Here is a 25228-nt window from a genome sequence, read left to right as displayed (position 1 = left end):
CGGGGTGCTTGAGCTGTGGTGCCCGACAGGGATACTGTCACGGCATGCGCACCTCGGGCTGGACGGTCTTCGTCATCATCGCGGGGCTGACGGCCGCCGCGCTCACCCTCCTCACTGACAACGGCGCGCTGCCCCCGGCCAGTGGCCTCGTCGCGGTGAGCGCGATTCCCCTGCTCGTGCTGGGAGCGGCTTTCGTCGGCCTGATCGTGTCGTTCTCGGTGATCACGAGCGGGATCGTGGCAGTGACCGCGATCGTGGCGCCCATTCTGGACGTCACCGCCCACTCCCTGGCCGCCGGCAACTTCGATGATGCGACCGGCTATGGGCTCTGGTCGGGCCTGGCGATCTCCGGCGCCGGACTGCTCGCTCTCACCGCGGTCGTCGCCAAGCGTGGCCGGGAGCACGGTCTGCTGATGATCGTGTGAGGACGGAGTCAGTCCCCATCGATCTCATCGGCTCGGGGCACGGTCCGCATCAACGGCGGAATGAACATCATGACCGCCGTGGCCACCCACGACTGAGGAAAGCTCGGGCACGGCAGGCGTCGCCCTGGGCTGCCACACGCTAACGTGGCAGCCCAGGGAAGGGGCGGCATGAACGACTTCTCGTGCGACGACGTCGACTTCGTCACGTCTGACACCCACTTCGGGCATGCACGCATCATCGAGCTGGCCGGGCGGCCATTCTCTGCGGTCGAAGAGATGGACGCCGAGATGGTGCGCCGGTGGAACGATGTCGTCTCTGCCGATGCGGTCGTGCTGCACCTCGGCGACCTCGCGCTCGACACGATCACCGAGACCTTCGCCATTGAGCAAGGCGAGCTCGCGAGCGTGTGACGGAGCCGAGCAGCTGTTGAACGAGTTCTTCCCCGGAGACGACCTCACGCCGAAGACCTACGAACGCGTGCGGAACGTCTTGGACGCGGGCCTCCCGCCACACGCTCTCCCGCCACTGCCTGACCTCACCTGAAACCCTCGATCCGACACAGATGCCCCCGAGATCCGCGTGATTCCGCGGTTCTTCGGGGGCTTGATGTAGCAGGAGCGGGGCTTGAACCCGCGACCTCACGATTATGAGTCGTGCGCTCTCACCAACTGAGCTACCCTGCCGCGAAGCATCCCGAACCAAATCGTGATGCATGCGAGCCCCGAGTCAGGATTGAACTGACGACCCCTTCCTTACCATGGAAGTGCTCTGCCACTGAGCTATCGGGGCGTTCCCGGACCATTCCGGGCAACCAGAAAAGAATATCAGAGCGAAGCGTGAATACCGAACCAGAAGGCTCGCAATCGCAGCCCGCTCAGCACTTGTTGTGCGAGCGCAACCAGGGCAGCGGATCGATCGGCGTGACGCCGTTCTGACGGATCTCGACGTGCGTGTGCGCGCCGAACGAGAAGCCGGTGTTGCCGGTGCGGCCGATGTACTGGCCGACCTTGACCTTCTCGCCCGCGTGCACCTGCAACGAGCCGTACTGCATGTGCCCGTACAGGCTGGCGACGTGCTGCCCGTCGATCACGTGATCGATGATGACGGCGACGCCGTAGCCCTGGTAGCCCTCCTGGGCGATGCGCACGGTTCCGTCGGCGATCGCCTGCACATGCGCACCGTTTCCGGGCGTGAAGTCGACGCCCTCGTGGAACTCTCCGGGGCGCGGGCCGAACCCGAACGAGATCGGCACGCCGATCGCGAACGGCCACTGCACATCGCACAGTGGGTTGTTCGTGTAGACAGAGCTCGATACGTTCTGGATGCCGGTGGTCCCGGCCATCTCGACGAGCGTCGCGGTGCTGTAGTTGGCGGTGCGGTCAAGGTCGTCGGCGACGGGCTGGGTGTCGCCGGGCGCCACATAAGCCTGGATCTCGTCGCTGGCTGAGGCCGAGACATCGCCCGCCTGCTGCAGCGGAGCCACGCCGGTGAGCTGAGTGTCGACGGCGGCGACAGCCTCGGCCGGCATCGTGGTGCTCACCGCGAGCAGGCCTACGGCGACGATGACTCCGAACGACGCGGATGCCGCGGCCATGCGCTTGAGCGACGAGCGAGTGGAATGCGCACGGCGGGGTGCGCTGTGCTTCTTCTCACCCTCGGCTGCGACGGCCTCATCGGCATCGTCCTGTGTGAGGACCGGCTCGGCGGTGAGCTCGTCGTCGGCGCTTTGCACCGGGGTCTCGCCCGTGAAGGCGAACAGGCGTGCGGCCTCGGCGAACTCATCGACCGACTTTCGGGCGGTGGATGCCGCGGCGGGTGATTCGACCTCGACGACGGGCTCGGGCGGAGCGACCGACTCGGACTGAGACTGGGTCTTGCGCTCGGGCTGGGTCTCGCGCTCGGGCTGGGCCTTGCGCTCCGGCTGGGCCTTGAGCTCGGCCTTGCATTCGGGCTGGGTCTTGCGCTCGGGCGCGGGACGCTCGACGACCGGCACTGACGCTGTCTGCACCGGAACCGAAGCGGTGGGCAAGGAGAGGGAAGCCGTCGACAGCACGCTGAGCACCTCGGGCCCCGCTTGCGGGATGACGGGAGTGGGCTGCGTGTTCATCCGACGCTGGCGGCGCGTGAGGGGCGCGGCGGCCGCGGACTTCGCAGGCGGCGCGGCGGCCGCGGACTTCGCAGGCGGCGTGGTGGTCGCGGACTTCGCAGGCGGCGTGGCCGCGGCCGTCTTCTCCGGGGCGGCAGGCATCGGGACGGATGCGCTGGCGGCTGGTGACGCGGTCGGCGCCTCTGTCGCGACCGGCGCGGTCTCGCCCTTCACCGAGCGCCCCCATACGACCGCAGGACGCTCGGCCGGAGAGTGCTGGGGTGCCCGACGCCGAAGTTCCGCCCTGCTCAGCGCCGCGGCATCCGTCGCCGGAACAGGCGTGGTTGCGGTACGGGTCGAGCGCCGCGTGCGCGCAGGCTCGGCCATAGGGGCGTCAAGAGACAAGGGGAAAGGCGATCTCTCGGGTCAGGTCGCTGGGGGGCAACGGTCGGACGACGGGGTCTGATCATCCTCGTCGTTCGGGCCGACGAAGATAACGAATGGGTAAACACTACCCCGCTGAATCTGAAAATGCCATGCACGCACATCGATATATCAGTCACGTGCGGCGATGGCCGCCTCCAGCGCGACGAAGAGGTCCGGGCCGGCCGCGATCGTCAGGTCGTTGCCCGGACGACCTCCGGGAAGACCGCCGACGCGACCCCCGGCCTCCTCGACGATGAGGGCGCCGGCCGCGTGATCCCAGGGGTGCAGGCCGCGTTCGAAGTAACCGTCGAGGCGTCCGGCAGCGACATAGCTGAGGTCGAGTGCGGCAGATCCGATGCGTCGGATGTCGCGGGCCAGGGGCATCACCCGCGTCAGACGCGCCAGGTCACCGGCATGCGTGGCCGGGTCGTAGCCGAAGCCCGTCGCGATGAGTCCGCCCGCCTCGGGCGCATGCGCGCGCACTGCCAGCAGCTGGGCGTCGGGGCCCGTGCCCAGCCACGCGCCCTCCCCCGCGCTCGCCTGGAAAAGCTCGCCCAGCGCGGGAGCGAACACGACCGCGGCCAGGGCGCGCCACCGCGTGGGGTCTGGTTCGCCCTCGACCGCGGCGATGCTCACCGCATAAGAAGGGATGCCGTAGGCGTAGTTGACGGTGCCGTCGATGGGATCGACGACCCAGGTGATGCCCGACGAGCCCTGCTCAGCGCCGGATTCTTCTCCGAAGAACCCGTCCCGTGGTCTCTCCTGCGCCAACCGACCGCGGATGAGTGCTTCGACCTCGCGGTCGGCCGCCGTCACGATGTCGGCGAGAGCCGACTTCGTCGCCGCTATGCGCACGCCCTCGCCACGGCGTCGCCGCGCGAGTTCGCCCGCTTCGCGGGCGATGTCGGTGGCCAGTCGGGTCAGATCAGTGGGCGAGGTCATCCCCTCACGCTAGACCTTCGCGCCGCAGGCCCTCGGCCTCAGCGCGGCAGCGGCGGCGGAGGCGGAAACCCTTCATATCCGGGTGCCGGCGCCTGCGGTGGCGCTGCAGGCGGCGCCCACTGCGGACCGGGCTGCGGGCTGGGCGGCACCGGGTTCGGCTCGGGGCTGGGCGGCACCGGGTTCGGTTCAGGACTGGGCACCGGATTCGGCTCGGGTGCGGGCTCAGGAATCGGGGCCGGGTACGGATCCGGGGCCGGGTACGGATCCGGGGCCGGGTACGGATCCGGAGCCGGCGCGGGCGCCGGCTCGGGCGCCGGCCAGTCCGGTGCCGCCGGGGTGCCATACGCGTCGGTGTAAGGCTGAGCGACCGTCTCGGGAGCGATGGCGGGCGCCTGTTCGGGCGCGGGCCACCCCGCCGCGACTGCTGGGGCTGCGGCATCCTGACCCGCCCAGACTGCGGGCTGGGGCACGCTGGGATATCCGGTGTAATAGGCGTTCCAGTCAGGCTGGCCGTCGGGCAGCACCGGCAGCGGCGTGATGCCGTCGGCGTAGGTGGGCCATCCCTGCGGGGCGACAGCATGACGCTCGCGCCGCGGCGCGAACAGGGCGTTCACCAGCGGCACGAGCGCGGTGCCCACGGCGGCGAGGATCGCGACGGCGACCGTCAGTCGCCAATAGAGGTCATGGAAATGCACCCACTCCTTGAGCATCAAGGGGAAGACCAGCATCAGTGCCAGCAGCGCGACCAGCACGATAGTGATCCACGCGACGACATCGGTGAACGTCGTGCGGTGTCGGTCCCACGCCTTCACGAACAACCGCACATGCAGCACCGCCAGCTGCAGAATCAGCACGATCACCAGGAACGACAAGAAGCGTCCTGCGCCGCCGCCGAACTCCGACTCGTTGAACCCCCGGAAAGGCAGCCAGATCATCACCGCGCCGATGAGCAGGGTGATGACCCACACCACCATGCTGGTCAGCGCGAACCACACCGGGCGGCGCGGAGCGAGGTAGGTGTCGAGCAATGCGACGCCGGAGAACGCCACCATGAGCAGGATGGTCAGGAACGCTCGGCCGACGATGCCGTTGGCCGAGCCGACCAGCACCATGATGACGCAGACGACCGCCGCCGCGATCAGTGCGCCGATGGCCACCCAAATGGCAGCGCGCAGGATCTTGGAGTTGGACGTGTCATGGGCAGGAGGTGTCACCTGTGGCGCAGTCATGGATGTCCTCTCGTCAGCGGATGTCGACCCGCGCTCCCATCCTGACACGGTCCCCCGACAAGATGAGAGGGTTTCGCGCGGATCTGTGGACAAGTCGGGTTTCGGGTTGGTGCTCCTGGGTGCAACGTTCGCCGGCCCCACCGACCCGAGCTATCTCGGCCGCATGGGCTCGATCATCAAGGTCGGCGACGACAGCCTGCGCCCGCTGACGATGGCCGCGTTCAGCGCACTCGCCTCGGCGACCGTGCTCTGGGTTCTGTTCGTCGTCTACGGCACCGGCATCACCGGCTTGATCGTCGTGCTCTTGAGCAATCGGCAGCTGAGAACGCTTTCGCTGCGGACGGTTACCTAAGGTGAATATGTGAGTGAAGCGCAATGGTCCTCGAGCGACGAAGCATTCGAGTACGGCAGCGGCCTCTTGACCGACGGCACAGTCGCCTTACGTGCCCTGCGACCAGCGGATCTGAGCGAGTTGGTCACGTGGTGGAACAGCCCTGAGTGGGCCAGCCTCCAGCAGCGAATCATCAAGCCGAGGCCCGACACACCGATCGAGGAGATGTTCCAGACCTGGAGCACCAACAAGCCACTGGGCGACACCGGCTTCAGCATCGTCAGCCATCACTCGGGTGATCTGCTCGGCCATCTCACGCTCTACGGCGCATCGCTGCCCGCACGCTCTGCGTCGTTCGCGATCATGGTTGGTCCCGAACACGTGGGACACGGCATCGGACCGAAAGCAACCCTTCTCGCACTGTCATACGGCTTTCGCGAGCTCGGGTTGAATCGCGTCGAGCTGCACGCCTGGGCGTTCAACACACGTGCTATCCGCGCCTACGAGAAGGCAGGGTTCGTCGTCGAGGGGCGCCGTCGTGAGGCCGTCTTTCACGACGGTCGGTTCCACGACGAGCTGATCATGAGCGTGCTCGCTCGCGACTACTTCGCGGAGTGAACACCGGGGCGGTCTGCCTGAAGAACACGGAGTGGTCTCCTGACGACGCCGTCGGAGCGCGTCGACACCTCCCGCGAACCCACAAACACCCCGAACCCACAAAAACGTCCTGAGCCGCGACCCGTTCGTAAACGATGTCGCGACTCAGGACGTGGTGGGTTGTACAGGAAACTCATACAGCCGCGTGATTCCGGACGTTCCATTCGCCGCTTCCAACACAGATCCTCTGCTTCCTCCGTGCTAATCCTCCGCGGTCCAGTGAGGTCAATTACCGGAGACGGCACCCCAGACGATTCTTCGACGGGCAAGTCAACGGTGTGGCCATCAATGATCGATGGTGTTGCCTCAACGTAGGTCTGATCGTCGAGTCCACAGGGGCGTTCGCCGGGTTGTGCATTGCCGACGTCAAGGGCCCCGACGCACTGTTTTGACCGGCAAGGACGGCATCCGTCGGAACAAGGACAGCTACGCTTCGACCGCTTCCGTCTCGTCGCTCCAACGAGCGACCACCGAGAGCACTGCGAGGAACTCCAGCGCGACCTGCTCAGGCCAGGGCTCATCCTCATGGGCGGCAATGTTGCGGATCCCCGCGAATGTGCCCTGCGCAAGCAGGTGCAAGCCGGACTGACGCGATCGCCAGGATTCGTCGTCGCGCTCGCCGGGAAACTGAAGCCGGACCCCTCCGGGCTTCGGCGGGTCGAGGCTGAAGACGTCCTGCACGAGCTTGCGGTCGGACAGCTTCGACTTGGATCTCGCCTTGAGGTGCATTGCGAGGGCCAGGGCAGCCTGGCCGACGGCGATTCGATACTCACCCGTGTCCCAGATGACGGCCGCCGCACCCCAAACCCTCGGATGCAGGCGATCCGCTACAAACTCGGGCGCCTCCGGTGCGAGGTGCTCGTTCGTCTCCTCAATATCTTGTAATGCGCCGAGCGCCCTCCGAACGCGAAGCTCCGTGTCGCTGTCGCTGTAGTTTGGGGGCAAGAGCGGATTGGTATTTGCAGGGTCAACCTGGAACAGGACCCGCTGAACTGTAGAGAGCATGAGTTCTGCGTCGTCGTTGATCGGGCTCGCCCGATCACTCCAGTACTCGCCCGGTGGCACCGCTGCTTTCACAGCCCGACAGAGGTTCAAATACCGTTTCAGTTTCGAAATCGCCCACTCGATGTCCACGTCGTCACGGTAGCGCTCCCCGCCGACGCTGAACGCATCAGGTCATGCCCGCTCACGAAGCGCTCCGCACCACGATTCGTCTCGCCGCACGGCGACATATCGTCAATGACGCCACCTCAGTCAAATGCGTAGTCGTCCACAGTGCCGCCTTCCAACACTGCCCGGATTGCCTCGCGCTTCCACACTCGGCCGAGGTCCGAGGTATCCGTGATGCGTCCCGAATAGATCCCGAGAAGCTCCCACGACTCTGCGGAGCCGATCTGAATGTTTCCCCGCTGCGTGAGCTTGGTCCGCTCCGGCGTCCAGTACGCGATCACGGGCGAGCCTGACTGACCCGAGCGAGCCCTCGCATCCACGAGGAAGCAAGGCTTCCCCTCGAAATCCAACTCGGGCTCGGTCGCGATGCTCGCACGCGTCCAAACAGGAAGATCGATTCGCTGATCGAGGTCGAATGGATACCCGACGATGCTCACTTCCGAGGTCGGAGTGAAAGCCGCAGGGTCCTCGGGTTCCGTTGCGTCGTACGGCATGAAGTCCTCGGCGCGAGCCGGGTAAGACGGGCCGAACTCAAACGCGACAACGTCGACCGCTCGCCCAAGTGTTGGGTGAACGAGCCACCGCGCTCGCCCTTGGTCGTCGTAGAGTTGCAGGTCGTAGCGCACCTTGCCGAGTCGTTGGTCGGCTTCGGACTCGACGATCACATGGGCCTCGAGACGGCTCGGCTTTGCCGATGAACTACCGATCTGTTCATCGGTCAACGGGTCCCGCCCAGTCAAGACGTGCCAGTTGGTCACGAGATACGATCTGCTGTCACTGAAGACCACGAAGCCGGTCCCCGTGCCAAGCGTCTGCCACTCGCCCGTTTCGACGTGCTGGCGAGTCGCACGGAGGTACACGGACATCCCAGACGGTGCGGAGAGACGAATCACCTCATCAGGATAGGGACGCCCCCCCCAGACACCGACTGCTGCGGCCCAGCCGGCGGGAACCGCGTGCCTCGTCGCCGACTACCCGTGCTACGCGGCGTTCGCGCTGATCGGCACGTCGATCACATCCCGCGCTACGACGATCCCGTCCTTGATCACGTAGCACTCAACGACGTGCTCACCGCGGAAGCTGGTCCGCTCGTGGTGGGCGTGACCGGCACGGTTTGGCGGGATGATGCCGCCACGGATGTTGTCGCGGCGCTCAGCCTCATCGCCGCGGTTCAGAACTTTCCACCTCACGTCGTACGGCGGTGAGACCGTGCAATCTATGATGCTGAAGTCAAGCTCCTTATTCGGAAGCAAGAGCGTTTTGTTGACGAGCATCTCGCGCAGGGACGCCGTTCGCCAGCCGTTCTGGGAGACCTTGCAATCAATTGCGACCGACTCGCGAATATCAACCGGGTACCGGCTCTCGATGAACTCCTCCGTGTCTTTGAAAGCGCGGGCCGAGCTACTCGCCGCGAGAGGCACCGCGGTGCCGAACACCTCGCGCCACTTCTTGTTCGCCGCCGCTTTGCCCTCGTCAGCGATCGCCTCGAGGCACCGGTTGTACGCCTTCTTCGCCTTGGCCTGGAACCGCTTCTTCACATAAACACGCTGATTGCTGCCCAGCGCGAGGTAGTAGTCCTTGTCCGGCTCGTCCATGAGGAACTCGAAGAAGTCTCGGACCATGAAGTCGTACCAGAGACTCCCCTTGTCGTCATACTCACCGGTGCCCTCGAAAAACCGGTGTACCAGCGTGTCGATGAGCAGACCGCCCATGGCAACTCCGTTCGCGTCCTTCCACGCCCGGGCCATCCGGGCGAGGTGGCGCATGTTCTTGGACGTGCGATCGTTGCACTCCCTTGTCGCGGCGATCTCCTCGCGCGGCTTTGTGGTCCTCCAGCTGTCGGACTTCGTGTCCGGGTATTCGAAGCTGCCATCGTCGTTCTCGAACGCTGGCTGCACCTCGAACTTGAACTTGCTGCTGACGAACGTCACCCGCACGACACACTGGTCGACCTTTATGTCGGTGCCGGGGTATCGCGCCTTCAGATCATCCCGGACACGGTTGAGCATGCGTCGCGGCCCTGTCTCACTGCTGTAGTTCGAGCGCAGCGACGCCGGGAGGATATGGATCATGTCGAGGTCGGAGACTCCCTTGATAGCCGTGTGCCGACCGTAGGAGCCCACCATCAAGCGGTTCGCCGTGGAACCTACGACGGACCGGAAGTCCTTGTTCAGCGCCTTCGTGATCTCATCGCGGCGCGCGGCGATGAGATCATTGGCGTCGCCAACCTTCAGGTTCTCGAGCAGCGTGTCGAAGATCTCGTCCACCTTCATCGTCAGACCTCGCCTTCGTTGAGACGAAGCGACTCTGGGAGGAAGAGGTCAATCTCGTGCGACGTGAACGTGAGCTCCTCGTTGTTTTTGAGTCCATCCTGCGCCCGACCATAAGCCTTCGACGTATTCCGAGGAGCATCGGAGTATGCAGCGCGCGCCGCCTCTTGGAGCTCGTCGCGGCGCCTGCGTCCATCCGTCGGCGACGTCGCCCCGGACATGAGATCGGCGATCAGGGACAGGTAAGACTCGCGCACGTCCCAGAGCCGGGCGGCGATGTCCCGGTGCGCCGCGGACTCCTCGCTGAACTTGAAGCTCTTCGAGGCGAGGCTCAGCGCGCTGACGACGAGCGCGATGAACGAGGTGGTGAGGCTTGTTAGCACTTGGTTTCCCACTAGCCCCAGCAAGGACACGAGGAAGGTTCCGGTGCTGATCGCGGTGAAGGCGATCAGCACTCCCTGCTGCCACCGGTATCGCACAAAGCAAATGTCCGCCTGCTTCTCGTGCGTCTTGTGGCTGTAGACCACTCGCCCAAACGCCTCTCGCACCTGAGCGAGCAGATACCAGTCTCGCCCCGCCTCGGCTGCATGCTCCATCGCCACTTGTCTCCCCACTGACCGTCCACCAACAGGTGCACCCCAATCGACTCCCCCAGCCATCTACGCTGCGGAAGCGCGACCGCCAGTGACGGTCGCTGCACTCGAATCCAAGTATGGCGAGGGCCACCGACACCCCCAGAGCACACAAGCCCAGGGGCCCACCTCGCATTACCTGTGGCGCCTACTCAGGTGGGGGATCTTTGAGTGACAATGTGCGCAGCTGCCGGTTGCTCAGCAGCACGGTGATGAGTGCGGTGATGGCGAGGCCATAGACGACGAAGGGGACCCAGAGCGCGGTGGTGGATGCGAGGATGCCGAACAGCGCCATCGTCAGGGGACGCAGGCTGTCGTCGCCGATGCTGATGATCGAGCCCATCCGGCCGAGGTAGCTCGGGTCGGTCGTGCCGGCGAAGGTCGCGCCCAGCAGCACGGACCCGAACCCGGCGCCGAAACCGATGACGACGCCCGCCGCGATGACCAGCCACAACGGCCCCAGGCCGACCGCGATGATCGCGACGCCCTGCGTGCTGAACGCCCAGAACCCGGCGAACGCCTCGCGACGCGGACGCCACTTCATCACGATCGCAGCCCCGACGGTTGCACCAACGCCGGCGAACGCGCCGAACCAGCCGACGGCTTCGGCGCCCCACCCTTCTGCCGTCGCCCGCAGTGCGACGCCGATGCCCATCGCCGGAGCGGCGGCCAGATTCAGGCTGGCCAGGGCGATCACGAGCGTACGGGTGGCGGGAACGTCGCGAAGATGCCGGAAACCCGACGTTATGCCGCGCAACACCGATTCCCGTGCGGCGCGGGGCAATTCGAAGCGCGGGCGCAACCAGATCGCGATGAACGCGACGACGATCGCGAACGAGACGGCATCCAACGACGCCGAGCCCGACATCCCGATCTGCGCGACGATCACACCGCCAACGGCAGAGCCGAACATGCCGCCGAGCCGGGCCGACGTCTGCATGGCCGCGCCGTACGTGGGCAGATCTGCTTTGCGGACCATCTGCCGTGAAATCGTCCCCGCGGCCGGCTCGTAGAACGCGTCACAGATACCGAAGGCCAGAGCGGCCAGCAGCAGGATGACGACCGACGGCACGTTGAGCGCACACCAGATCGCTACCGCGACGAGCACGATGGTGCGGACGATGTTGAACAGCACCATGAGCTTGCGGGCGTTGAGCCGATCGGCGAGCACACCGCCGAACAGCAACGCCAACGCACGCGGCACCGAGCCAGCCGCCACAACCAGTCCCGCCAATGCGGGCGTCGTCACCTGGACGGCGGTCCAGGCCAGCGCAACGGACCAGATCGCGTCGCCGGCGTCCGAGATGCCCCGCATGACAATCCACGCGTGCGCGAGATAGTCGCGGCGAAACGGTGGCACATCGCGCAACTGCTCGAGATCCGGCGGCGACACCCGCCCATACTATTCCGACGATCACGCAGCCGAACCACCAGTGCCCTCTGAGGAATCCGCTTGCGTCCGGGCCGCTGCGCCACGGAGCGTTGCAAGAGCACCCGTCGCAGAGGGCCGAAAGACACGGCTGAAGCCCGGGAACGGTCTCGGCTCTAACGATTTTCGGACCCCGCCGAGCACTGCTACTGCCGCGACGGCAGCGTGAACTTCAGGTGCGAAGCGTGTCGCGCAAGAAGGGTGACAGGTTACACTCGGCAAACTCGCGTTCATTCGTGAGAGCGAGGCGTCAGCGCCGCATGCATAATCACGCGGGAACACGGAGGGCGAATGATCTCGTTTGTCGCGGGCGCAAGGTCCGAACTTGGCCCGGTGAGGTCGTCGAACCAGAATTCCGTCTACGTGTCGCGGACGAGTGCCATCGTGGCTGATGGGGGTGGGTGTTCCGTGACGGGCACCCTGGCTGCACTCAGCCCGCAATCGGAAACGACAGCCGTGCCGCTTGGGGCCTGCCGGGCCGTGACGTCAACACCCCCGAACCCACAAAAAAGTCCTGAGCCGCAACTCGTTCGTAAACGATGTCGCGACTCAGGACATGGTGGCAGGTGAGGGATTCGAACCCCCGAAGTCGAAGACGGCTGATTTACAGTCAGATCCCTTTGGCCGCTTGGGTAACCTGCCGGGTGCGCACCCGCCCGGCTTTTTCAGTCGACCAGAGGCGCGATCATTTATCTTACCCGTCCGCCGCACCCCTCGCGAATCAGGCGGGGCTCACGTTCCCAGCCGGTCCAAATCCATGGTGACGGCGTCGGGATGCCGCAGCAGAGCGCCCTCGAACCGCACGGTGGCCGCGGCCACCCGCATGGCCCGCTCGAGCGCTTCTTCCCATGCCACCGGGTCGGCCGGGGCATCCCTCACCAGCGATGCGACGATCGACGCGAGTACGGCGTCTCCCGCACCCATCGTGTCGACGATCCGGCCGGGCATTGCGGCCACCGGCACCGCCACGTCGGCACCCGCGGCATCCAGAACCGCCCCTGCCGCACCGGCGGTGGCCAGCACCGCCTGGGCACCGGCTGCCCCCAGCTGCGCCCGTACGGTGTCGAGGTCGCTCTCGTACAGCAGCCGGGCATCATCGTCGCCGACCTTGACGAGCCGGCAGCTCGGAACCAGAGAGCCGAATCCGCGCACGAATGCCGCCCGGTCGTGCAGCATGCCCGCCCGGGGATTCGGGTCGATCACCAGCGGCCCGTCGCCGACCGCCTCGGCCAGTGCGGCGACCTGCTCGGCGTCGTCGAACGGAAAGCAGCTGACCACCGTCAGCGGCGCTTGCGCGATGGCGGCACGCTCGTCGGGCCCGAAGTCGACCCGGCGCTGCTGGGCCGCTGCGTTGAACGCGTACACCGGCTCACCGGCCGTGCGAGTCGACACCGCCCGTGACGATCCGCGCGGGCCGGGCGTGGCCAGCAACTGCACGCCGTAGTCATGCAGATACGCGCGGATGTGCTCGCCTGCCTCGTCGTCGCCGACCATGGCGATCAGTGTCGCCGCAACCCCGAGCCGCACGAGACCGACCGCGACGTTGAGCGCGGCCCCGCCGACGAGCTCTTTCACCGACCGCCCGTCGCGCAACTCGTCGATGAGCGCGTCGCCGATCACGACGACGCGGGCGGTGCGCTGTTCCATGACGACAGTCTAGAAAGGCCGGATGCCGCGCCCCCGCGTGACCGCGCGCGGCGGCCACCCCGTGCGGCCGGGCGGGCGCGTTGCGGGGTGTCTACTTCACGGCGCCGGCGGTCAGACCCCCGACGATGTAGCGCTGCAGCGACAGGAACAGCGCCATCGGCAGGATGGCGGCCAGCACCGCGCCGGCCGCAAAGACACTCCAGTTGCGCGCCGTCTCTTGGGAGACGAACTGGTAGAGACCGACCGCCAGCGTCTGCTTGTCGGGATCGACGAGCACGACCGAGGCGATGACGAAGTCGCTGGTCGTGCTGATGAACGCGAGCAGTCCGATCACGGCGAGGATCGGGGCCACAAGCCGCAGAATGATCGTGAAGAAGATGCGGGCGTGCCCGGCGCCGTCGATCTTGGCCGCCTCGTCGATGGATGCGGGAACGGTGTTGAAGAAGCCGTACATCAGGAAGGTGTTGACCCCCAGCGCGCCGCCCAGGTAGATCATGATCAACCCGATCTGCGAGTTCAGCCCGAGCACCGGAAAGATGTCGCCGATCGCCGACATCAGCAGGAAGATCGCGACGAAGGCGAGCAGCTGCGGGAACATCTGCACGAGCAGCAGAGTGAGCAGTCCGAAGCGTCGCCCGGTGAACCGCATACGCGAGAAGGCATAGGCGGCCAGCGCGCACAGGATGACGGTTCCCACCGAGCTGCACACGCCGATCACTATCGTGTTCACGAACCAGTCGCCATACGGGCGCGTGGGATCGGCGAAAAGGTCGATGTAGCTGCCCAGATCGAAGTTCTGGAAAAGGCCGTTCGCGGTCAGCAGCGTGCCGCCGGGGTTCAACGACGCCGACAGCACGTACACCAGCGGAAAAGCGGCGAACACCAGCATGACGATGCCGATGAGGTGCCGCCAGCCGGTCTCGCGGAACCAGCGCCCGAACGGGCGGCGGGGCAGGGGTGCCGGCTCGGCCGCAACGGCCTGAGCGGGCGTGATCGGCACGATGGTGGACTGCGTGGTCATATCAGTTCAGCTCCTCCAGGACCTTGGTCTGACGGAAGCTGAAGTACGAGATCAGCGCCACCAGCACGAAGATGATGATCGAGAACGCGCTGGCCAGACCGTAATCCCGGTTCGCACCGACGAATGCGACCTTGTAGACCATCGAGATGAGGATGTCGGTCTGCCCGACGTTGATGCTCGCGTCGGCGAATCGCGGCCCGCCGCCGGTGAGCATGTAGACCAGGTTGAAGTTGTTGAAGTTGAACGCGAACGACGAGATCAACAGCGGTGCCACCGAGACCAGCAGCAGCGGGAATTTGATATGCCGGAAGATCTGCCACACGCTGGCTCCGTCGACCCGGCCGGCCTCTTGGATGTCGTCGGGGATCGACTGGATCGCCCCGGTGCACACCAGGAACATGTAGGGGAAGCCGAGCCAGAGATTGACCACGAGGATGGCGATCTTGGCCAGCCACGGGTCTTGCAGCCAGGGAACCGATGCACCGCCCAATAGCACCTGGTTGATGAAGCCGAAGTCCTGGTTGAACATGCCCGCCCACACCAGCGCCGAGAGGAACCCCGGGAACGCGTAGGGCAGGATCATGATCACCCGGTAGAACTTCTTGCTCTTCATGCGTGGATCGTTGAACACAATCGCCAGGAAGAGCCCCAGGATGAAGGTCGTAGCCACCGACAGCACGGCGAACACGAACGTCCAGATCAAGACCGTGAAGAACGGCCCACGAATGGACTGGTCGCTGAAGGCGCGCACGAAGTTGTCGCCGCCCACCCACACCTGCCATCCCGGCAGCAGCTGTGTGCCGTCGTCGGCCGTGAAGGCGCCCTGCCCGGTATCTCGATAGACCGTGCCGGTGGTGGTGTCGGTCATCGTTCCCGCGGCGGCATCCCACGTCAGCGATGAGGTGAAAAGGTAGGCGTTCGAGCCGTCGGTGGTGCGCAGGAAGCCGTCGTTGGGGTCGGCGTCGAGCTGCACCGACAGCTCGCCGATCGCGTCTTGGTGCGCCAGGATCTGCCCGAAGTCGAGAGTGGTGAACCCGGGTGCGCCCGCGGCGTCGGCTCCGGCGACCGGTGCCAGCGGCTGATCTTCACCGCCGATGACGAACGCACCGGTGTCGGGGTCGGTGGTCAAGAAGTAGAACCCGCCGTCACGCTCGAGCACCTTCACGGGGAAGGTGGGCGAGTTCTCCACGCGCGACTGCGACTGCTGCATCAACGCGTTGACGGCGTCGTCTTTTGTGGAGATGTGGCCCGAGCCGTAGTTCGTGAAGGCGATGTAGATCGTGTACAGCACGACGAAGATCTGGAACACGAACAAGAAGACGAGCCCCGGTGTGAGGTACTTGGCCGGCAGCAGGCCGGGCACCAGGTAAACGATGTTGATCGCCACGGCGACGACGACGACGATCGCCGGAACCAGCCACTGCCCCTGGCCGATCAGCACGAGGACGGCATAGATCGCGAGCGCATCGATGATGCCGAGCAGCACGATCTTGGCTAGCCACACCTTCCACCCCGCCGAGGCGGCTTCGGCCACGGCGGCCGCACGCTTGCCGCGCCGCTGCGTGGCGGCGTCGGTCGCGGGTGCGTCACGAAGGGTGGGAGCTGTCATCATCGACTCCTGTCTGCAGAATCCGTCTGCGAAGGTACGGGGTGGGGCGGTGCATGTGGCACCGCCCCACCCGGCGCACTACTTGAGCTTCGCCTCGATGTTCGAGGTCATCTTCTGCCAGCTGGAGACCGCGTCGCCGCCCTTGATGATGGCGGCCTCGGTCTTGCCCCAGTCGTCCCAGACAGCGCCCATCTGCGGGATCGACGGCATCGGCACGGCATTCTCGCCGACCTTGCCGAACCCGGCGATGATCGGGTCGGACTGCGCGGCCTGATAGGCACTGGTCAGTGCCGGCGGGCGCCCACCTGCCTCGTAGAGAGCGGTCTGCACGTCTTCAGTGGCGATGTAATTGACCAGGAAGTCGGTGGCCGCCAGCGCGTTCTTCGACTTCGCACTCAGGAAGAACGTCTGCACACCCGCGAAGGGTGCTGCCGTCTCGCCGCCGGCCGACGGGATGGCGTCGACCGACACGTCGATGCCCTTGGCCTGCGCGTCGGCCACGTTCCACGGACCGGTCAGCAGGTACGGCGATTCGCCGGCGAGGAAGGCCTCTTTGGCCAGGTCCTGCGAGAGGTTCAGGTTGATGACCTTGGTGCCCTTGTCGCCCTGCGAGCGCAGCCACGTCGCGAAGGCCTCACCCGAGGCGTCGCCGATCGTGAGCTTGCTGGCGTCGTACGAGCCGTCGGCGTTCTGCGCGAAGACGGAGTTGCCGAACGAGGTCTGGAACGGGTACAGGTGGTACGGGTCAGCGCCCTGCGGGTCGATCCCGACCAGGAAGGGATACTTCGTGCCGGCCTTCTCACCTTGCGCGATCATGTCGTCGAAGCTCGCGGGTGTCGCGTCAGCGAGCTTGGTGTTGCGAAGGATCGCGATGTTCTCGATGGCATACGGCAGGCCGTAGGTCTTTCCGTCGTAGGTGACCGCCTGCACGGCGACCTTCTCGAACTGCGACGCCTTGTCGCCCAGCTCGACGGGGGCGATGACGCCGTCTTGCACGAAGCCCCCGGTCCAGTCGTGACCGCCGATGGTCAGGTCGGGGCCCTTGCCGGTCGGCACCTGTGCGGTGAAGTCCTGCTGGATCTTCGAATAGTCCTTGACGACGAGATCGACCTTGACGCCCTTGTCCTTCTGGAACTGGGCAGCGACGTCCTTGAGCGCGCGCGCCCGGTCGGCGTCGACCCAGACCGTCAGGGTGCCTGATGTGGTCGCGGCCGGCTTGTCGCCATCGCTGGCAGGCGAGTCGCTGCTCGCGCAGCCGGCAAGTCCCAGCATGCTTCCGGCGATCAGCGCCGCAATGGCCACGGCGCTCTTCTTGTTCACCTTCATCGGTGTGTGCCTCTCTGGAATGGATGAGCGGGCGGCGATGCGTCACGCTCGGGATGCTCGATTTGCAAGCGCTTACATTGTTGCTCACGAGTGGCTTTCGCACAATCTCGCGATGCTACTGATATCGCGTCGTGACATTTCCGTCCAGCCACAGCCGGTCATGGAAGCGGTTGCATGAGATAAGACAGTGGATGCCGCCGCCTGCTGAGTAGACTCGCGGCATGGCTGACTCATCCTTCGACATCGTCTCCAAGGTCGACCACCAAGAGGCCGACAACGCTCTGAACCAGGCGCGCAAAGAAGTCGAGCAGCGCTACGACTTCAAGGGCACCGGCGCCTCGATCGAATGGAGCGGCGAGCAGATCCTGATCAAGGCCTCGACCGAGGAGCGTGCGAAGGCCGTGCTCGACGTTTTCGAGTCGAAGCTCATCAAGCGCGGCATCTCGCTGAAGAGCCTCGAGGTCGGCGAGCCCGTCCAGGGCGGCAAAGAGGTGCGGATCACCTCGAGCCTGAAGGACGGCATCTCGCAGGATTCCGCGAAAAAGATCAGCAAGGTCATCCGCGACGAGGGTCCCAAGGGCGTCAAGGCACAGATCCAGGGCGACGAGCTGCGCGTGCAGTCCAAGAGCCGCGACGATCTGCAAGAGGTCATCCGGCTGCTCAAGGCCGCCGACCTCGACGTCGATCTGCAGTTCGTCAACTACCGCTGACGGGCACCGCGGGGCATCCCCTCGTCCGTCGCCTCGCAATCTTAAGATTCGCTGAAGACCTGCGGCTGTGTCCCCCATTCGGTGGACACGCGAGATTCCACCAGGTAGCTTGAGAGCACTTGAAGCTACGGGGCGAACATTCACTGGACGCCTGCGCCGCCGAGACTGACTGGGGAGTCACCGGACCGGCAGGGCGCCGTCGATCAGCGTGTTCGAAGCAGAGAGGACGTGGGTACCGCGAGCTGTCGATTTTTGGGGAAACGAAGTCTCGCGGCACCCACGCTGGTTGTGCGCTCGCAGCGGTCCCGTCTGGGGAACAGGCACGACACCAAGCTGGGGACTCGGTGCGCCGCATACGCAGGAACCACTTTCAACGGTAGTTGCCCACCGGCATCCTGTCGAGCCAACCTGCCACCTTCCGAGAGATCACTCAGCGCGCTGCGATTGCGCACGCAGCATCGGCACCAGCCACTGCTCCAGCGCCGCATATGCCTGGGCACGGGGTGCGACGCGCGATAAGAAGACGTCATGCAGTGCCCCGTCGATGCGTGCGATGGTCACGAGCCGGCCGATGCGCGTCGCCGCTTTGGCGATGTCGTCGACGACCAGCACGGAGTCTGTCGTGGTCATCTGCTCCGACCACGCCAGCGGCGGGGTCGACCGGGCAGACAGCAGCACCAGGGCGGGGCATCCCACCTCGACTCCCGCGGCGACGCGGCGATGACCTTCCAGAATCGCCGCCAGCCACCCCGCGTGCACCCGAAAGCCCCGCTCGGGCCGCCAGTCCTGGCGATAGCCGACCACCGGCAGCACGCCCACCTCACGCTGCGCGCGCGTGTAGAAGCCGAAGTCGACGACGGGATGCAGCCCACGCGGGTCGACCCGCGCCCGCGCATTCACCAGCGGCGCCAGGGCGTTGCGCCCGATCGCGCCCAGCTGCAGCTCGAGCCAGGGGCTGTTCAGCACGAGAGCTTTCGCCCGCCCGGGGTGGCGTGCCGACCACAGCGCCAGCACGAGCCCACCGGTGGAGTGCCCCAGCAGCACGAGTCTGCGGCGCGGCGCGGCATCCGACCCCTGCCCCATCTCCCGCAGGGCAGCGCCGATGTCGGCGTCGTAGTCGTCGAGGCTCGCCACGTCGCCGGGAGTCTGCCCCGGCCGCAGGCTACGCCCGTATTTGCGCAGGTCAAGGGCGTGAAATCGCGCGCCACGCGCCGTGAAGAACTGGGCCAGCTGCGGCTGGAAGAAGTAGTCCGACCAGCCGTGCACGCTCAGCACGTCGACATCGGCCAACGGCTGCTGCCGCAGGGTGCGGCGCGGGATGCTGCGCACCAGCGTCGCGACGATGGGCCCTTCGTCGTCACGCCCCAACACCAGGGTCTTCTGCTCGAACGGCGGGCCGAGAATATCGGGCTGCCAGTCGCTCATGACCCCAGCGTAGGGCGCCGCGGGAATAACATGCCGACATGGGGACCCGTGTGGCCACGGGCGACGCGCACTCGGCTGCGCGCCTGATCGGGCGCGCCGCCCAGACGGCGATGCTGCATGCCGCGCTGGCCGACGCGGCCGGCGGCACGCCGCAGCTGATCGAGTTGATCGGCCCGCCGGGGATCGGCGCCACAGCGCTCGCCGAAGCTCTTGTCACCGATGCCGCGGCTGCCGCAATCACGACGCTGGTGCTGCGTCCCGACGCGTTGACACGGGACCGGCCCTACGCCGCCCTGGTGCGCACTCTCGCTGCCGCTGTGCGCGCGCTGCCCGCCGACGATCGCCTTCGGTCGGCGGACGCATACGCACCACTGCGCGGGTTCGTCGCGGGGCTGCACGGACCCGCACCAACCCCCCTGGCCGATCCCGCGCTCGAACGGGCGCGCGTGCACGAGGCCTTCGCACGGCTGGTCGAGGCTGTTCTTGGTGGGTCGCCGGCACTGTTGCTGCTCGACGATGCGCCGCTTCTGGACGACGCCACCCTCGCGGTGCTCGACGACGCCGCCACCGCCCTCGCCGACCACGGCGGCATGCTGCTGGTCACCGAACACGCCGAGGCACCGCCGGCGCTCGCGACGCTTCTGAGCACGCTGCGCCGCGACGGGTGGACGGCGCACCGACACGTGCTGCCCCCGCTGAACGACGCCGACGCCGATCTTCTGCTCACCACCTGTGCGGGCCGACCGCTGGCATCGGGCGCGCGGCGCCGAGCGGTCACCGCGTGCGCGGGGCTGCCGCTGCTGGTGGCCGCCGTCGGCCGGGATCTCGCCGCCCGCCCTGCCGAGGACGACGCGCTGCCGCTGCCCGCCGACATCCGCGACCGGGTCCGCATGCGCATGCACGGGCTCGACGAGCCCTCGCGCGAGATCATGACGGCCGTCGCCGTGGGCGGCGGGCTGCCGGTCGATGTCATCGCCGAGGTGTGTGCGTGCCCACCCGACGAGGTCGCCGCTCCCCTGGCCGCACTGCAGCGCGCGGGGCTGATCCGCCTCGACGACGGACGATGGATGCCGGCCCACGACCTGCTGCGCGATGCTGCGATCGCCGCCCTGCCCGAGGCCCGCACCCAGGCCGTGCACGCCCGTCTCGCCCGCGCGCTGCGCGCCACCGACGCCCCGGGTGCGGCGACGCACGCTGTCGCAGGGATCGGGTTTCTCGACCCTGACGAGGCGGCGCGGATAGTGCTGGCCGAGGCTGACCGGCTCGACCGCCTCGGCGCGGCGGCGCCGGCGCTGCGCCTCGTGGAGGCGCTGAGCGCACACCTCGGCCGGATGCTGCCCGAGACGCGATCGCGCGTGCTGCTGCTGCTCGGCCGCTGCCGCCGGCACGCGGGCGACGATGACGGCGCCCGTCGGGCTCTTGACGACGCCGCCGACGCCTTCGACGCGGCCGGTGACCCGATCGGTCGCGCGGGTGTGGACCGCGAGCACGCCGAACTGGAATGGGCGCACGGGGAGTTCGGCGCCGCACAGACGCGTCTGCAGTCGGCACGGGCACGTCTGGACGGACTCGAACCATCCGAGGCGCTCGCCGGCGTGCTGCACGCACAGGCCGTTCACGCGATGCGACGGCGCGACGTGAACGGGCTGGCAGAGCTCGCCGGCCATCTCACGAGGCTGTCCGAACGGCTCGGCACGCCCGACGTCGCCGCGCGCATCCGCCTCGTCGAAGGTGCGGCACACTTCGCACGCACCGACTTCGTCGCCGCTGAGCAGGCGACCGAGGCCGCGCTCGCGTCGGCATCGGGAAGCGACGATCTGCTGTTGCGCATGCGCGCGCACGATCAACTCGCCGTCGTCGCCGCCGCGCAGGGCGACCTCGACGCGCTGCGCGTGCACAGCCTCGCCAGCGCGCGACTGGGCCGCGGCATCCCGCTGCTGCAGGGCTGGCCGATCGGCCGGCTCGCCATCGTCGATCTCGCCCGGGGCAATGCCGACGCCGCACTGCGGGCGACGGCCCGGCTCGTCGAAGACGTCGTGCGTGAGGGCGACCCCCGCGCGCGTCTGGGCGCGCTGAGCCTGCACGGGCTCGCCCTCGTGCACGCCGGTCGCACCGCCGCAGCCCGCGCGGCGATCGACGAGGCCCGCCACATCGCGACGGACCGATTGGACGGCGACAAGAACGTCGTCGCGACCCTGGAACTGGCCGACCTGAGCGTCGCCCTCGCGCAGGGGCAGCCCGACGCCGCGCTCGCGCGGGTCACGGTGATCGACGACCCCGCCGCCGGCTGGCTGCCGCTCCTCTCGATCGCGGTGCTCGGCCGCGCGCTCGCGGCGGTCGGCGACCGACCGCGGATCGCGGCGCTGATCGACCGGGTCGACGCGGTCGTGTCATGTCGCACCACGCTCGCACACACGGTGGCGACGTGGCTGCGGGCCCTGCATGCGAACACGGATGCCGCGGCGAGCCCGCTGTTCTCGCAGGCGGCCGCCGGCTTCGCCGAGCTGGGGCTGACGACCCTGGTGCGACGTGACACTCCCCCAGCATCCGTCGTCGCACCGGCGCTCAGCGCCCGTGAGCTCGATGTCGCGCGGCTGGTCGCTGCGGGGCTCACGAACGGTCAGGTCGCCGACCGCCTGGGCATCAGTCCGCGCACGGTGTCGACGCATCTCGACCACATCTATCGGCGCTTCGGCTTTCGCTCACGCGTCGGTCTGACGCGCTACCTCGTCGACGCAGGGTTCGTCGACGCAGGGTTCGTCGCCGCAGGGTTCGTCGCCGAGGGATTCGTCGCCGCAGGAACGGATACGTAATTCTCCTGATCGCGCTCGGCCCGTCGCCGGACGAGGATGCTCATCGGAGGCACACGACATGGGGACTCGTGAGGTGAAGACCACGGCTGTTCGCGCTGTGCCCCTGGCCGAGGCCGCGCGGTGGAGGCGCGGCCTCGTCGGGGCGAAGGCTGCAAACCTGGGGATGCTCGTGGCCGCCGGATTTCCCGTTCCCGAGGGCTGGGTGCTCACGACGACCGCGCTTGCCGGCTCGGACGCCGACCTCGACGCGACCGTCGATGAGATCGACGCGGCGATGCCCGACGCCGTTTTCGCGGTTCGTTCCAGCGCCGTCGCGGAGGATCGCGCCGACGCCTCTCTGGCCGGTCGATACCTCAGCACTCTCGGCGTGCGCGGCCCGCACGCGCTGCGGGGCGCCGTACGCGCGTGCCGGCGTTCGGCCGGCGAACCGCGCCTCGGCGAACACGGCGGCGCCCGCACCCCGATGGCGGTCATCGTGCAGCGGCAGGTGGATGCCGATGCCGCGGGCATCGCGTTCACGGCAGACCCCATCACCGGCGAGCGCGACAGTGTCATGATCTCGGCCGTGCCCGGTCTCGGCGACGTGGTGGCCGGTGGGTCCGCCGACCCCGATGAGTGGACCGTGCACGGCGAACAGGCCCTCCTGGTGCGGGGGCGCAATCGCGCGCTGACGGCACAGCAGGTGCGGCAGCTGGCCGCTCTTGCCCGCCGCATCGAGGCGATCACCGGCTGCCCGCAGGATGTCGAGTGGGCCCTGGCATCCGGCCGCCCCGTCGTGCTGCAGGCGCGACCGATCACGGCGCTGCCGGTGCCTCCCCGCGACACGCTGCCGCCCGGGCGCACCTGGGTCAAAGACAGCGCGCGGTACGCCGAGCCGTTCTCAGCGCTGGGCGCATCGCTGGCGCCCGCGATGGTGGCCGCAGGACTGACCCGCGCCTTCACCGAGGCAGGGGCGCTCGTCTCCCGCGTGGACGCGCGCATGATCGCCGGTGAGATGTACACCTCGGTCATCACGCCCGGTCGGCCGGCCTCTGCTCCCCCGCCGTGGTGGATGCTGGGGGTGCTGTCCCGCATCAACCCCGATCTGCGCGCCCGGTGTGCGCGCGCCGTGCACGCCGTCGACCCTGCACATGCGCAAGCGGCGACGGATCGGTGGCAGAAGGTGCAGGGGGTGCACCTGGATGCCGCAGCCGCCCGTTTGCGCGCCGTCGAGGTGACCACGCTCGACGATGATGCCCTGGCCGATCACCTCGACGATGTGCGCGACGCGCTCGAGCAGGCGATGAGGGTGCACTTCGCCCTCACCGTGGCCGTGACCGTGCCTATCCATCGTCTCGTCGGCGTGTGCCGTGCGCTGCTCGGATGGTCGCAGAACCGGTCGCTGATGCTGCTGGCCGGCTCTTCGCCGGCCAGTTCCGAGCCCGGTGACGCCCTGCGCGCCCTCGCGGCCCGGGTGCCCGATGCCGAGCGCCTGGCGGTGCGCGAGACACCGCCGGGCGCTCTGTGGGACCGGTTCGCCCAGATCGCCCCGAGCTACGCGGCGGCGTTCGCGCCGTGGTGCGAGCGGTTCGCGTTCCGCGGGCTCACCGACGACCCCGGTTCGCCCGTGCTGTGGGAGCAGCCGCTGCTTCTGGAGCGGCTTATCCGCGCCGCGGCGGCTGAGCGCCCCGGCACCGCAGGCATGCCGGCTGGCGCGGCCGGGCACGTCGGCGCGGAAGCCGGGCATGCTGGCGCGGCCGGGAACGCCGGCGCCGAAGCCGGGCACGCTGGCGCGGCCGGGCACGCCAGCGCGGCAGCCGATGGCGCGCTCGCCGATGCGCGCGCAGCCCTTGCCGGCGCACCGGCGGCCGACCGAGAGCTGTTCGAGACGACGCTGCGGCACGCCCGCGCCGCACACGGTGTGCGCGACGACGTCGCGGTGCGTACCGGCGCGACCTTCGGCGGACTGCTGCGCCGGGCCGCGCTCGAGGCGGGCGCACGGCTTGTCGCGCGCGACGCGCTGGGCCGGCGAGAGGATGCCGCTCAGCTCGACTTCGCGACGCTGCAGGCCGCGCTGCGCCGCCAGCGCGACGACGACCTCGCCGCCCGCGTGGCCCGTGCGCTCGGTGAGCGCGCATGGGTGCGTGCCCACCCCGGACCGCAGCGGGTCGGCCCCGTTGCGCCGCCACCCGATCTGCGGGGCCTGCCGCGCGCCGCGCGCGAGCTCAACGCCGCGCTGCTGTGGATGCGCGATGACGACGTTGTGGCCGCGGCATCCCCCATCGATCCAGCGGCGGCGATGCCGCTGCTGCACGGCGCGCCGGCCTCGCCCGGCACGGCCACCGGTCCGGCGCGGGTCGTGCTGTCGGCCCCCGACCTCGCCCGCGTCGAGATCGGCGACGTGCTGGTGTGCCGCACCGCCGATCCGACGTTCGCGGCGGTGTTCGCCATCGCCTGCGCGGTGGTCACCGACCACGGCGGCGCGCTCTCGCACGCGGCGATCGGTGCACGCGAGAACGGCATCCCCGCGGTGCTGGGCACCGGGAATGCGACGACGTCGCTGCACGACGGCCAGATCGTGACCGTCGACGGAACCACGGGGCGGGTGGATGCCGCCCCCGAGGAGGGGAATCGATCATGACAACGACACACGCGGCTCGACCGCTCGTCACGACCGGCACCGCCGGCTGGCGCATCGGATTCGACCGCGCACAGCGGATCGGCGCGATCATCGGCATGGCGCTGTGCGCCCTGCAGGTGGCGTTCGCCGCCTACGGCTTCTGGGTGTCGACGCAAAGCGGTGGCGACGAGGCCGTCGGACGCGCGGCGTTCACGATGCACACCGTCACCGGTGAAGTGCTGCAGTACCTGGCCGCCGCACTGCTGGTGTGCGGGCTGCTGGCCCGCTCGGGCTGGAAATGCTGGGTGCTGCCGCTTGTGATGGCCGTGCTGCTGTTCGCGGTGCAGGGGCCGCTGGTGGGCCTTGGCTTCGGCGTGAGCGCCTGGTTCGGTGCACTGCATGCCTTCGACGGCATGCTGATCACCGCGGGGTTCGTGTGGTTGGGTGTGGACAGGATGCTGTACCCGCTGCGCTGAGTGG

General features: G+C 67.8%; 21 protein-coding genes and 3 tRNA genes. 8 read left to right on the top strand and 16 right to left on the bottom strand.

The window, feature by feature from the left end:
- Positions 1-44: 44 nt before the first annotated feature.
- Positions 45-425 (top strand): hypothetical protein, encoded by a 381-nt coding sequence (locus ET475_RS11060; RefSeq protein ID WP_129389936.1) that lies wholly within the window; start codon positions 45-47, stop codon positions 423-425.
- Positions 426-593: 168 nt separating this feature from the next.
- Complete coding sequence (locus ET475_RS11055; protein WP_129389933.1) at positions 594-836, top strand: metallophosphoesterase family protein; 243 nt, start codon at positions 594-596, stop codon at positions 834-836.
- Positions 837-1035: 199 nt separating this feature from the next.
- On the opposite strand, the gene ET475_RS11050 is transcribed toward ET475_RS11055, so the two are convergent.
- The 5 genes from ET475_RS11050 to ET475_RS11025 all read right to left on the bottom strand — a co-directional run bounded on the left by ET475_RS11050 (position 1036) and on the right by ET475_RS11025 (position 5109).
- A tRNA-Met gene (locus ET475_RS11050) sits at positions 1036-1109 on the bottom strand.
- A gap of 34 nt (positions 1110-1143) precedes the next feature.
- Positions 1144-1215, bottom strand: a tRNA-Thr gene (locus ET475_RS11045).
- 85 nt (positions 1216-1300) lie between these two features.
- On the bottom strand, positions 1301-2533 hold the full coding sequence (locus ET475_RS11040) for a M23 family metallopeptidase (RefSeq protein ID WP_129389930.1): 1233 nt from the start codon (positions 2531-2533) through the stop codon (positions 1301-1303).
- Positions 2534-3067: 534 nt separating this feature from the next.
- On the bottom strand, positions 3068-3880 hold the full coding sequence (locus tag ET475_RS11030) for an inositol monophosphatase family protein (RefSeq protein ID WP_129389927.1): 813 nt from the start codon (positions 3878-3880) through the stop codon (positions 3068-3070).
- A gap of 38 nt (positions 3881-3918) precedes the next feature.
- Complete coding sequence (locus tag ET475_RS11025) at positions 3919-5109, bottom strand: hypothetical protein (RefSeq protein ID WP_129389924.1); 1191 nt, start codon at positions 5107-5109, stop codon at positions 3919-3921.
- 109 nt (positions 5110-5218) lie between these two features.
- Here ET475_RS11025 and ET475_RS11020 point away from each other — a divergent pair, with 109 nt between their 5' ends.
- Positions 5219-5461 carry a hypothetical protein gene (locus ET475_RS11020; RefSeq protein ID WP_165310883.1) on the top strand — a complete coding sequence of 81 codons (243 nt, stop codon included), beginning with the start codon at positions 5219-5221 and terminating at the stop codon, positions 5459-5461.
- 9 nt (positions 5462-5470) lie between these two features.
- Positions 5471-6058: a GNAT family N-acetyltransferase gene (locus tag ET475_RS11015; RefSeq protein ID WP_129389918.1), complete on the top strand. Its 588-nt coding sequence runs from the start codon at positions 5471-5473 to the stop codon at positions 6056-6058.
- Between the two features lie 465 nt (positions 6059-6523).
- Here the strand turns inward: ET475_RS11015 and ET475_RS11010 are convergent, their stop codons facing one another.
- From ET475_RS11010 to ET475_RS10965, 10 genes are all read right to left on the bottom strand, one after another.
- Positions 6524-7231 (bottom strand): TIGR02391 family protein, encoded by a 708-nt coding sequence (locus ET475_RS11010; RefSeq protein ID WP_129389915.1) that lies wholly within the window; start codon positions 7229-7231, stop codon positions 6524-6526.
- Positions 7232-7347: 116 nt separating this feature from the next.
- On the bottom strand, positions 7348-8160 hold the full coding sequence (locus ET475_RS11005; protein WP_129389911.1) for a S1 family peptidase: 813 nt from the start codon (positions 8158-8160) through the stop codon (positions 7348-7350).
- A gap of 87 nt (positions 8161-8247) precedes the next feature.
- Positions 8248-9540, bottom strand: coding sequence for an SMODS domain-containing nucleotidyltransferase (locus ET475_RS11000; RefSeq protein WP_129389908.1), 1293 nt, complete (start codon positions 9538-9540; stop codon positions 8248-8250).
- Between the two features lie 2 nt (positions 9541-9542).
- The gene (locus ET475_RS10995; RefSeq protein ID WP_129389905.1) at positions 9543-10133 is read right to left on the bottom strand and encodes an SLATT domain-containing protein; all 591 of its coding nucleotides are present in this window, start codon (positions 10131-10133) and stop codon (positions 9543-9545) included.
- A 184-nt stretch (positions 10134-10317) separates the two neighbouring features.
- On the bottom strand, positions 10318-11562 hold the full coding sequence (locus ET475_RS10990; RefSeq protein ID WP_242497604.1) for an MFS transporter: 1245 nt from the start codon (positions 11560-11562) through the stop codon (positions 10318-10320).
- Positions 11563-12155: 593 nt separating this feature from the next.
- A tRNA-Tyr gene (locus ET475_RS10985) sits at positions 12156-12240 on the bottom strand.
- A gap of 90 nt (positions 12241-12330) precedes the next feature.
- The gene (locus tag ET475_RS10980; protein WP_129389901.1) at positions 12331-13245 is read right to left on the bottom strand and encodes a PfkB family carbohydrate kinase; all 915 of its coding nucleotides are present in this window, start codon (positions 13243-13245) and stop codon (positions 12331-12333) included.
- Between the two features lie 91 nt (positions 13246-13336).
- The gene (locus ET475_RS10975) at positions 13337-14266 is read right to left on the bottom strand and encodes a sugar ABC transporter permease (protein WP_129389898.1); all 930 of its coding nucleotides are present in this window, start codon (positions 14264-14266) and stop codon (positions 13337-13339) included.
- Position 14267: 1 nt separating this feature from the next.
- On the bottom strand, positions 14268-15875 hold the full coding sequence (locus ET475_RS10970) for an ABC transporter permease subunit (RefSeq protein ID WP_129389895.1): 1608 nt from the start codon (positions 15873-15875) through the stop codon (positions 14268-14270).
- A gap of 78 nt (positions 15876-15953) precedes the next feature.
- On the bottom strand, positions 15954-17201 hold the full coding sequence (locus tag ET475_RS10965) for a sugar ABC transporter substrate-binding protein (protein ID WP_129389892.1): 1248 nt from the start codon (positions 17199-17201) through the stop codon (positions 15954-15956).
- A gap of 221 nt (positions 17202-17422) precedes the next feature.
- Between ET475_RS10965 and ET475_RS10960 the strand changes: the two genes are divergently transcribed.
- Positions 17423-17911 (top strand): YajQ family cyclic di-GMP-binding protein, encoded by a 489-nt coding sequence (locus tag ET475_RS10960; protein ID WP_129389889.1) that lies wholly within the window; start codon positions 17423-17425, stop codon positions 17909-17911.
- Between the two features lie 426 nt (positions 17912-18337).
- Here ET475_RS10960 and ET475_RS10955 read toward each other — a convergent pair whose 3' ends face one another.
- Positions 18338-19336, bottom strand: a complete 999-nt coding sequence (locus tag ET475_RS10955; RefSeq protein WP_129389886.1) for an alpha/beta hydrolase — start codon at positions 19334-19336, stop codon at positions 18338-18340.
- 38 nt (positions 19337-19374) lie between these two features.
- Here ET475_RS10955 and ET475_RS10950 point away from each other — a divergent pair, with 38 nt between their 5' ends.
- Genes ET475_RS10950 through ET475_RS10940 form a run of 3 tightly spaced genes read left to right on the top strand, consistent with a single transcriptional unit; the run spans position 19375 to position 25224 of the window.
- Entirely contained in the window at positions 19375-22149 is a 2775-nt protein-coding gene (locus tag ET475_RS10950) for a helix-turn-helix transcriptional regulator (protein WP_129389883.1), read from the top strand.
- Positions 22150-22207: 58 nt separating this feature from the next.
- Complete coding sequence (locus ET475_RS10945; RefSeq protein ID WP_129389880.1) at positions 22208-24769, top strand: PEP/pyruvate-binding domain-containing protein; 2562 nt, start codon at positions 22208-22210, stop codon at positions 24767-24769.
- Positions 24766-25224, top strand: coding sequence for a hypothetical protein (locus ET475_RS10940; RefSeq protein ID WP_129389877.1), 459 nt, complete (start codon positions 24766-24768; stop codon positions 25222-25224). Before ET475_RS10945 ends, ET475_RS10940 begins: the two co-directional genes overlap by 4 nt.
- The last annotated feature ends 4 nt before the right edge of the window (positions 25225-25228 follow it).

The organism is Microbacterium protaetiae (assembly GCF_004135285.1).
Lineage (GTDB): Bacteria > Actinomycetota > Actinomycetes > Actinomycetales > Microbacteriaceae > Microbacterium > Microbacterium protaetiae.
The sequence above is the reverse complement of the archived record's forward strand: the minus strand, read 5'-3'. Positions and strand labels throughout refer to the sequence as shown.

What these genes read in the sequence shown, in the direction of transcription:
- ET475_RS10975 (WP_129389898.1), bottom strand. Translation starts at nt 14,266, where the DNA reads ATGACCACGCAGTCCACCATCGTGCCGATCACGCCCGCTCAGGCCGTT.
- ET475_RS11040 (WP_129389930.1), bottom strand. Translation starts at nt 2,533, where the DNA reads ATGAACACGCAGCCCACTCCCGTCATCCCGCAAGCGGGGCCCGAGGTG.
- ET475_RS10965 (WP_129389892.1), bottom strand. Translation starts at nt 17,201, where the DNA reads ATGAAGGTGAACAAGAAGAGCGCCGTGGCCATTGCGGCGCTGATCGCC.
- ET475_RS10980 (WP_129389901.1), bottom strand. Translation starts at nt 13,245, where the DNA reads ATGGAACAGCGCACCGCCCGCGTCGTCGTGATCGGCGACGCGCTCATC.
- ET475_RS11030 (WP_129389927.1), bottom strand. Translation starts at nt 3,880, where the DNA reads ATGACCTCGCCCACTGATCTGACCCGACTGGCCACCGACATCGCCCGC.
- ET475_RS10960 (WP_129389889.1), top strand. Translation starts at nt 17,423, where the DNA reads ATGGCTGACTCATCCTTCGACATCGTCTCCAAGGTCGACCACCAAGAG.
- ET475_RS10995 (WP_129389905.1), bottom strand. Translation starts at nt 10,133, where the DNA reads ATGGAGCATGCAGCCGAGGCGGGGCGAGACTGGTATCTGCTCGCTCAG.
- ET475_RS11055 (WP_129389933.1), top strand. Translation starts at nt 594, where the DNA reads ATGAACGACTTCTCGTGCGACGACGTCGACTTCGTCACGTCTGACACC.
- ET475_RS10955 (WP_129389886.1), bottom strand. Translation starts at nt 19,336, where the DNA reads ATGAGCGACTGGCAGCCCGATATTCTCGGCCCGCCGTTCGAGCAGAAG.
- ET475_RS11060 (WP_129389936.1), top strand. Translation starts at nt 45, where the DNA reads ATGCGCACCTCGGGCTGGACGGTCTTCGTCATCATCGCGGGGCTGACG.
- ET475_RS10945 (WP_129389880.1), top strand. Translation starts at nt 22,208, where the DNA reads ATGGGGACTCGTGAGGTGAAGACCACGGCTGTTCGCGCTGTGCCCCTG.
- ET475_RS10970 (WP_129389895.1), bottom strand. Translation starts at nt 15,875, where the DNA reads ATGACAGCTCCCACCCTTCGTGACGCACCCGCGACCGACGCCGCCACG.
- ET475_RS10950 (WP_129389883.1), top strand. Translation starts at nt 19,375, where the DNA reads ATGGGGACCCGTGTGGCCACGGGCGACGCGCACTCGGCTGCGCGCCTG.
- ET475_RS10940 (WP_129389877.1), top strand. Translation starts at nt 24,766, where the DNA reads ATGACAACGACACACGCGGCTCGACCGCTCGTCACGACCGGCACCGCC.
- ET475_RS11000 (WP_129389908.1), bottom strand. Translation starts at nt 9,540, where the DNA reads ATGAAGGTGGACGAGATCTTCGACACGCTGCTCGAGAACCTGAAGGTT.
- ET475_RS11025 (WP_129389924.1), bottom strand. Translation starts at nt 5,109, where the DNA reads ATGACTGCGCCACAGGTGACACCTCCTGCCCATGACACGTCCAACTCC.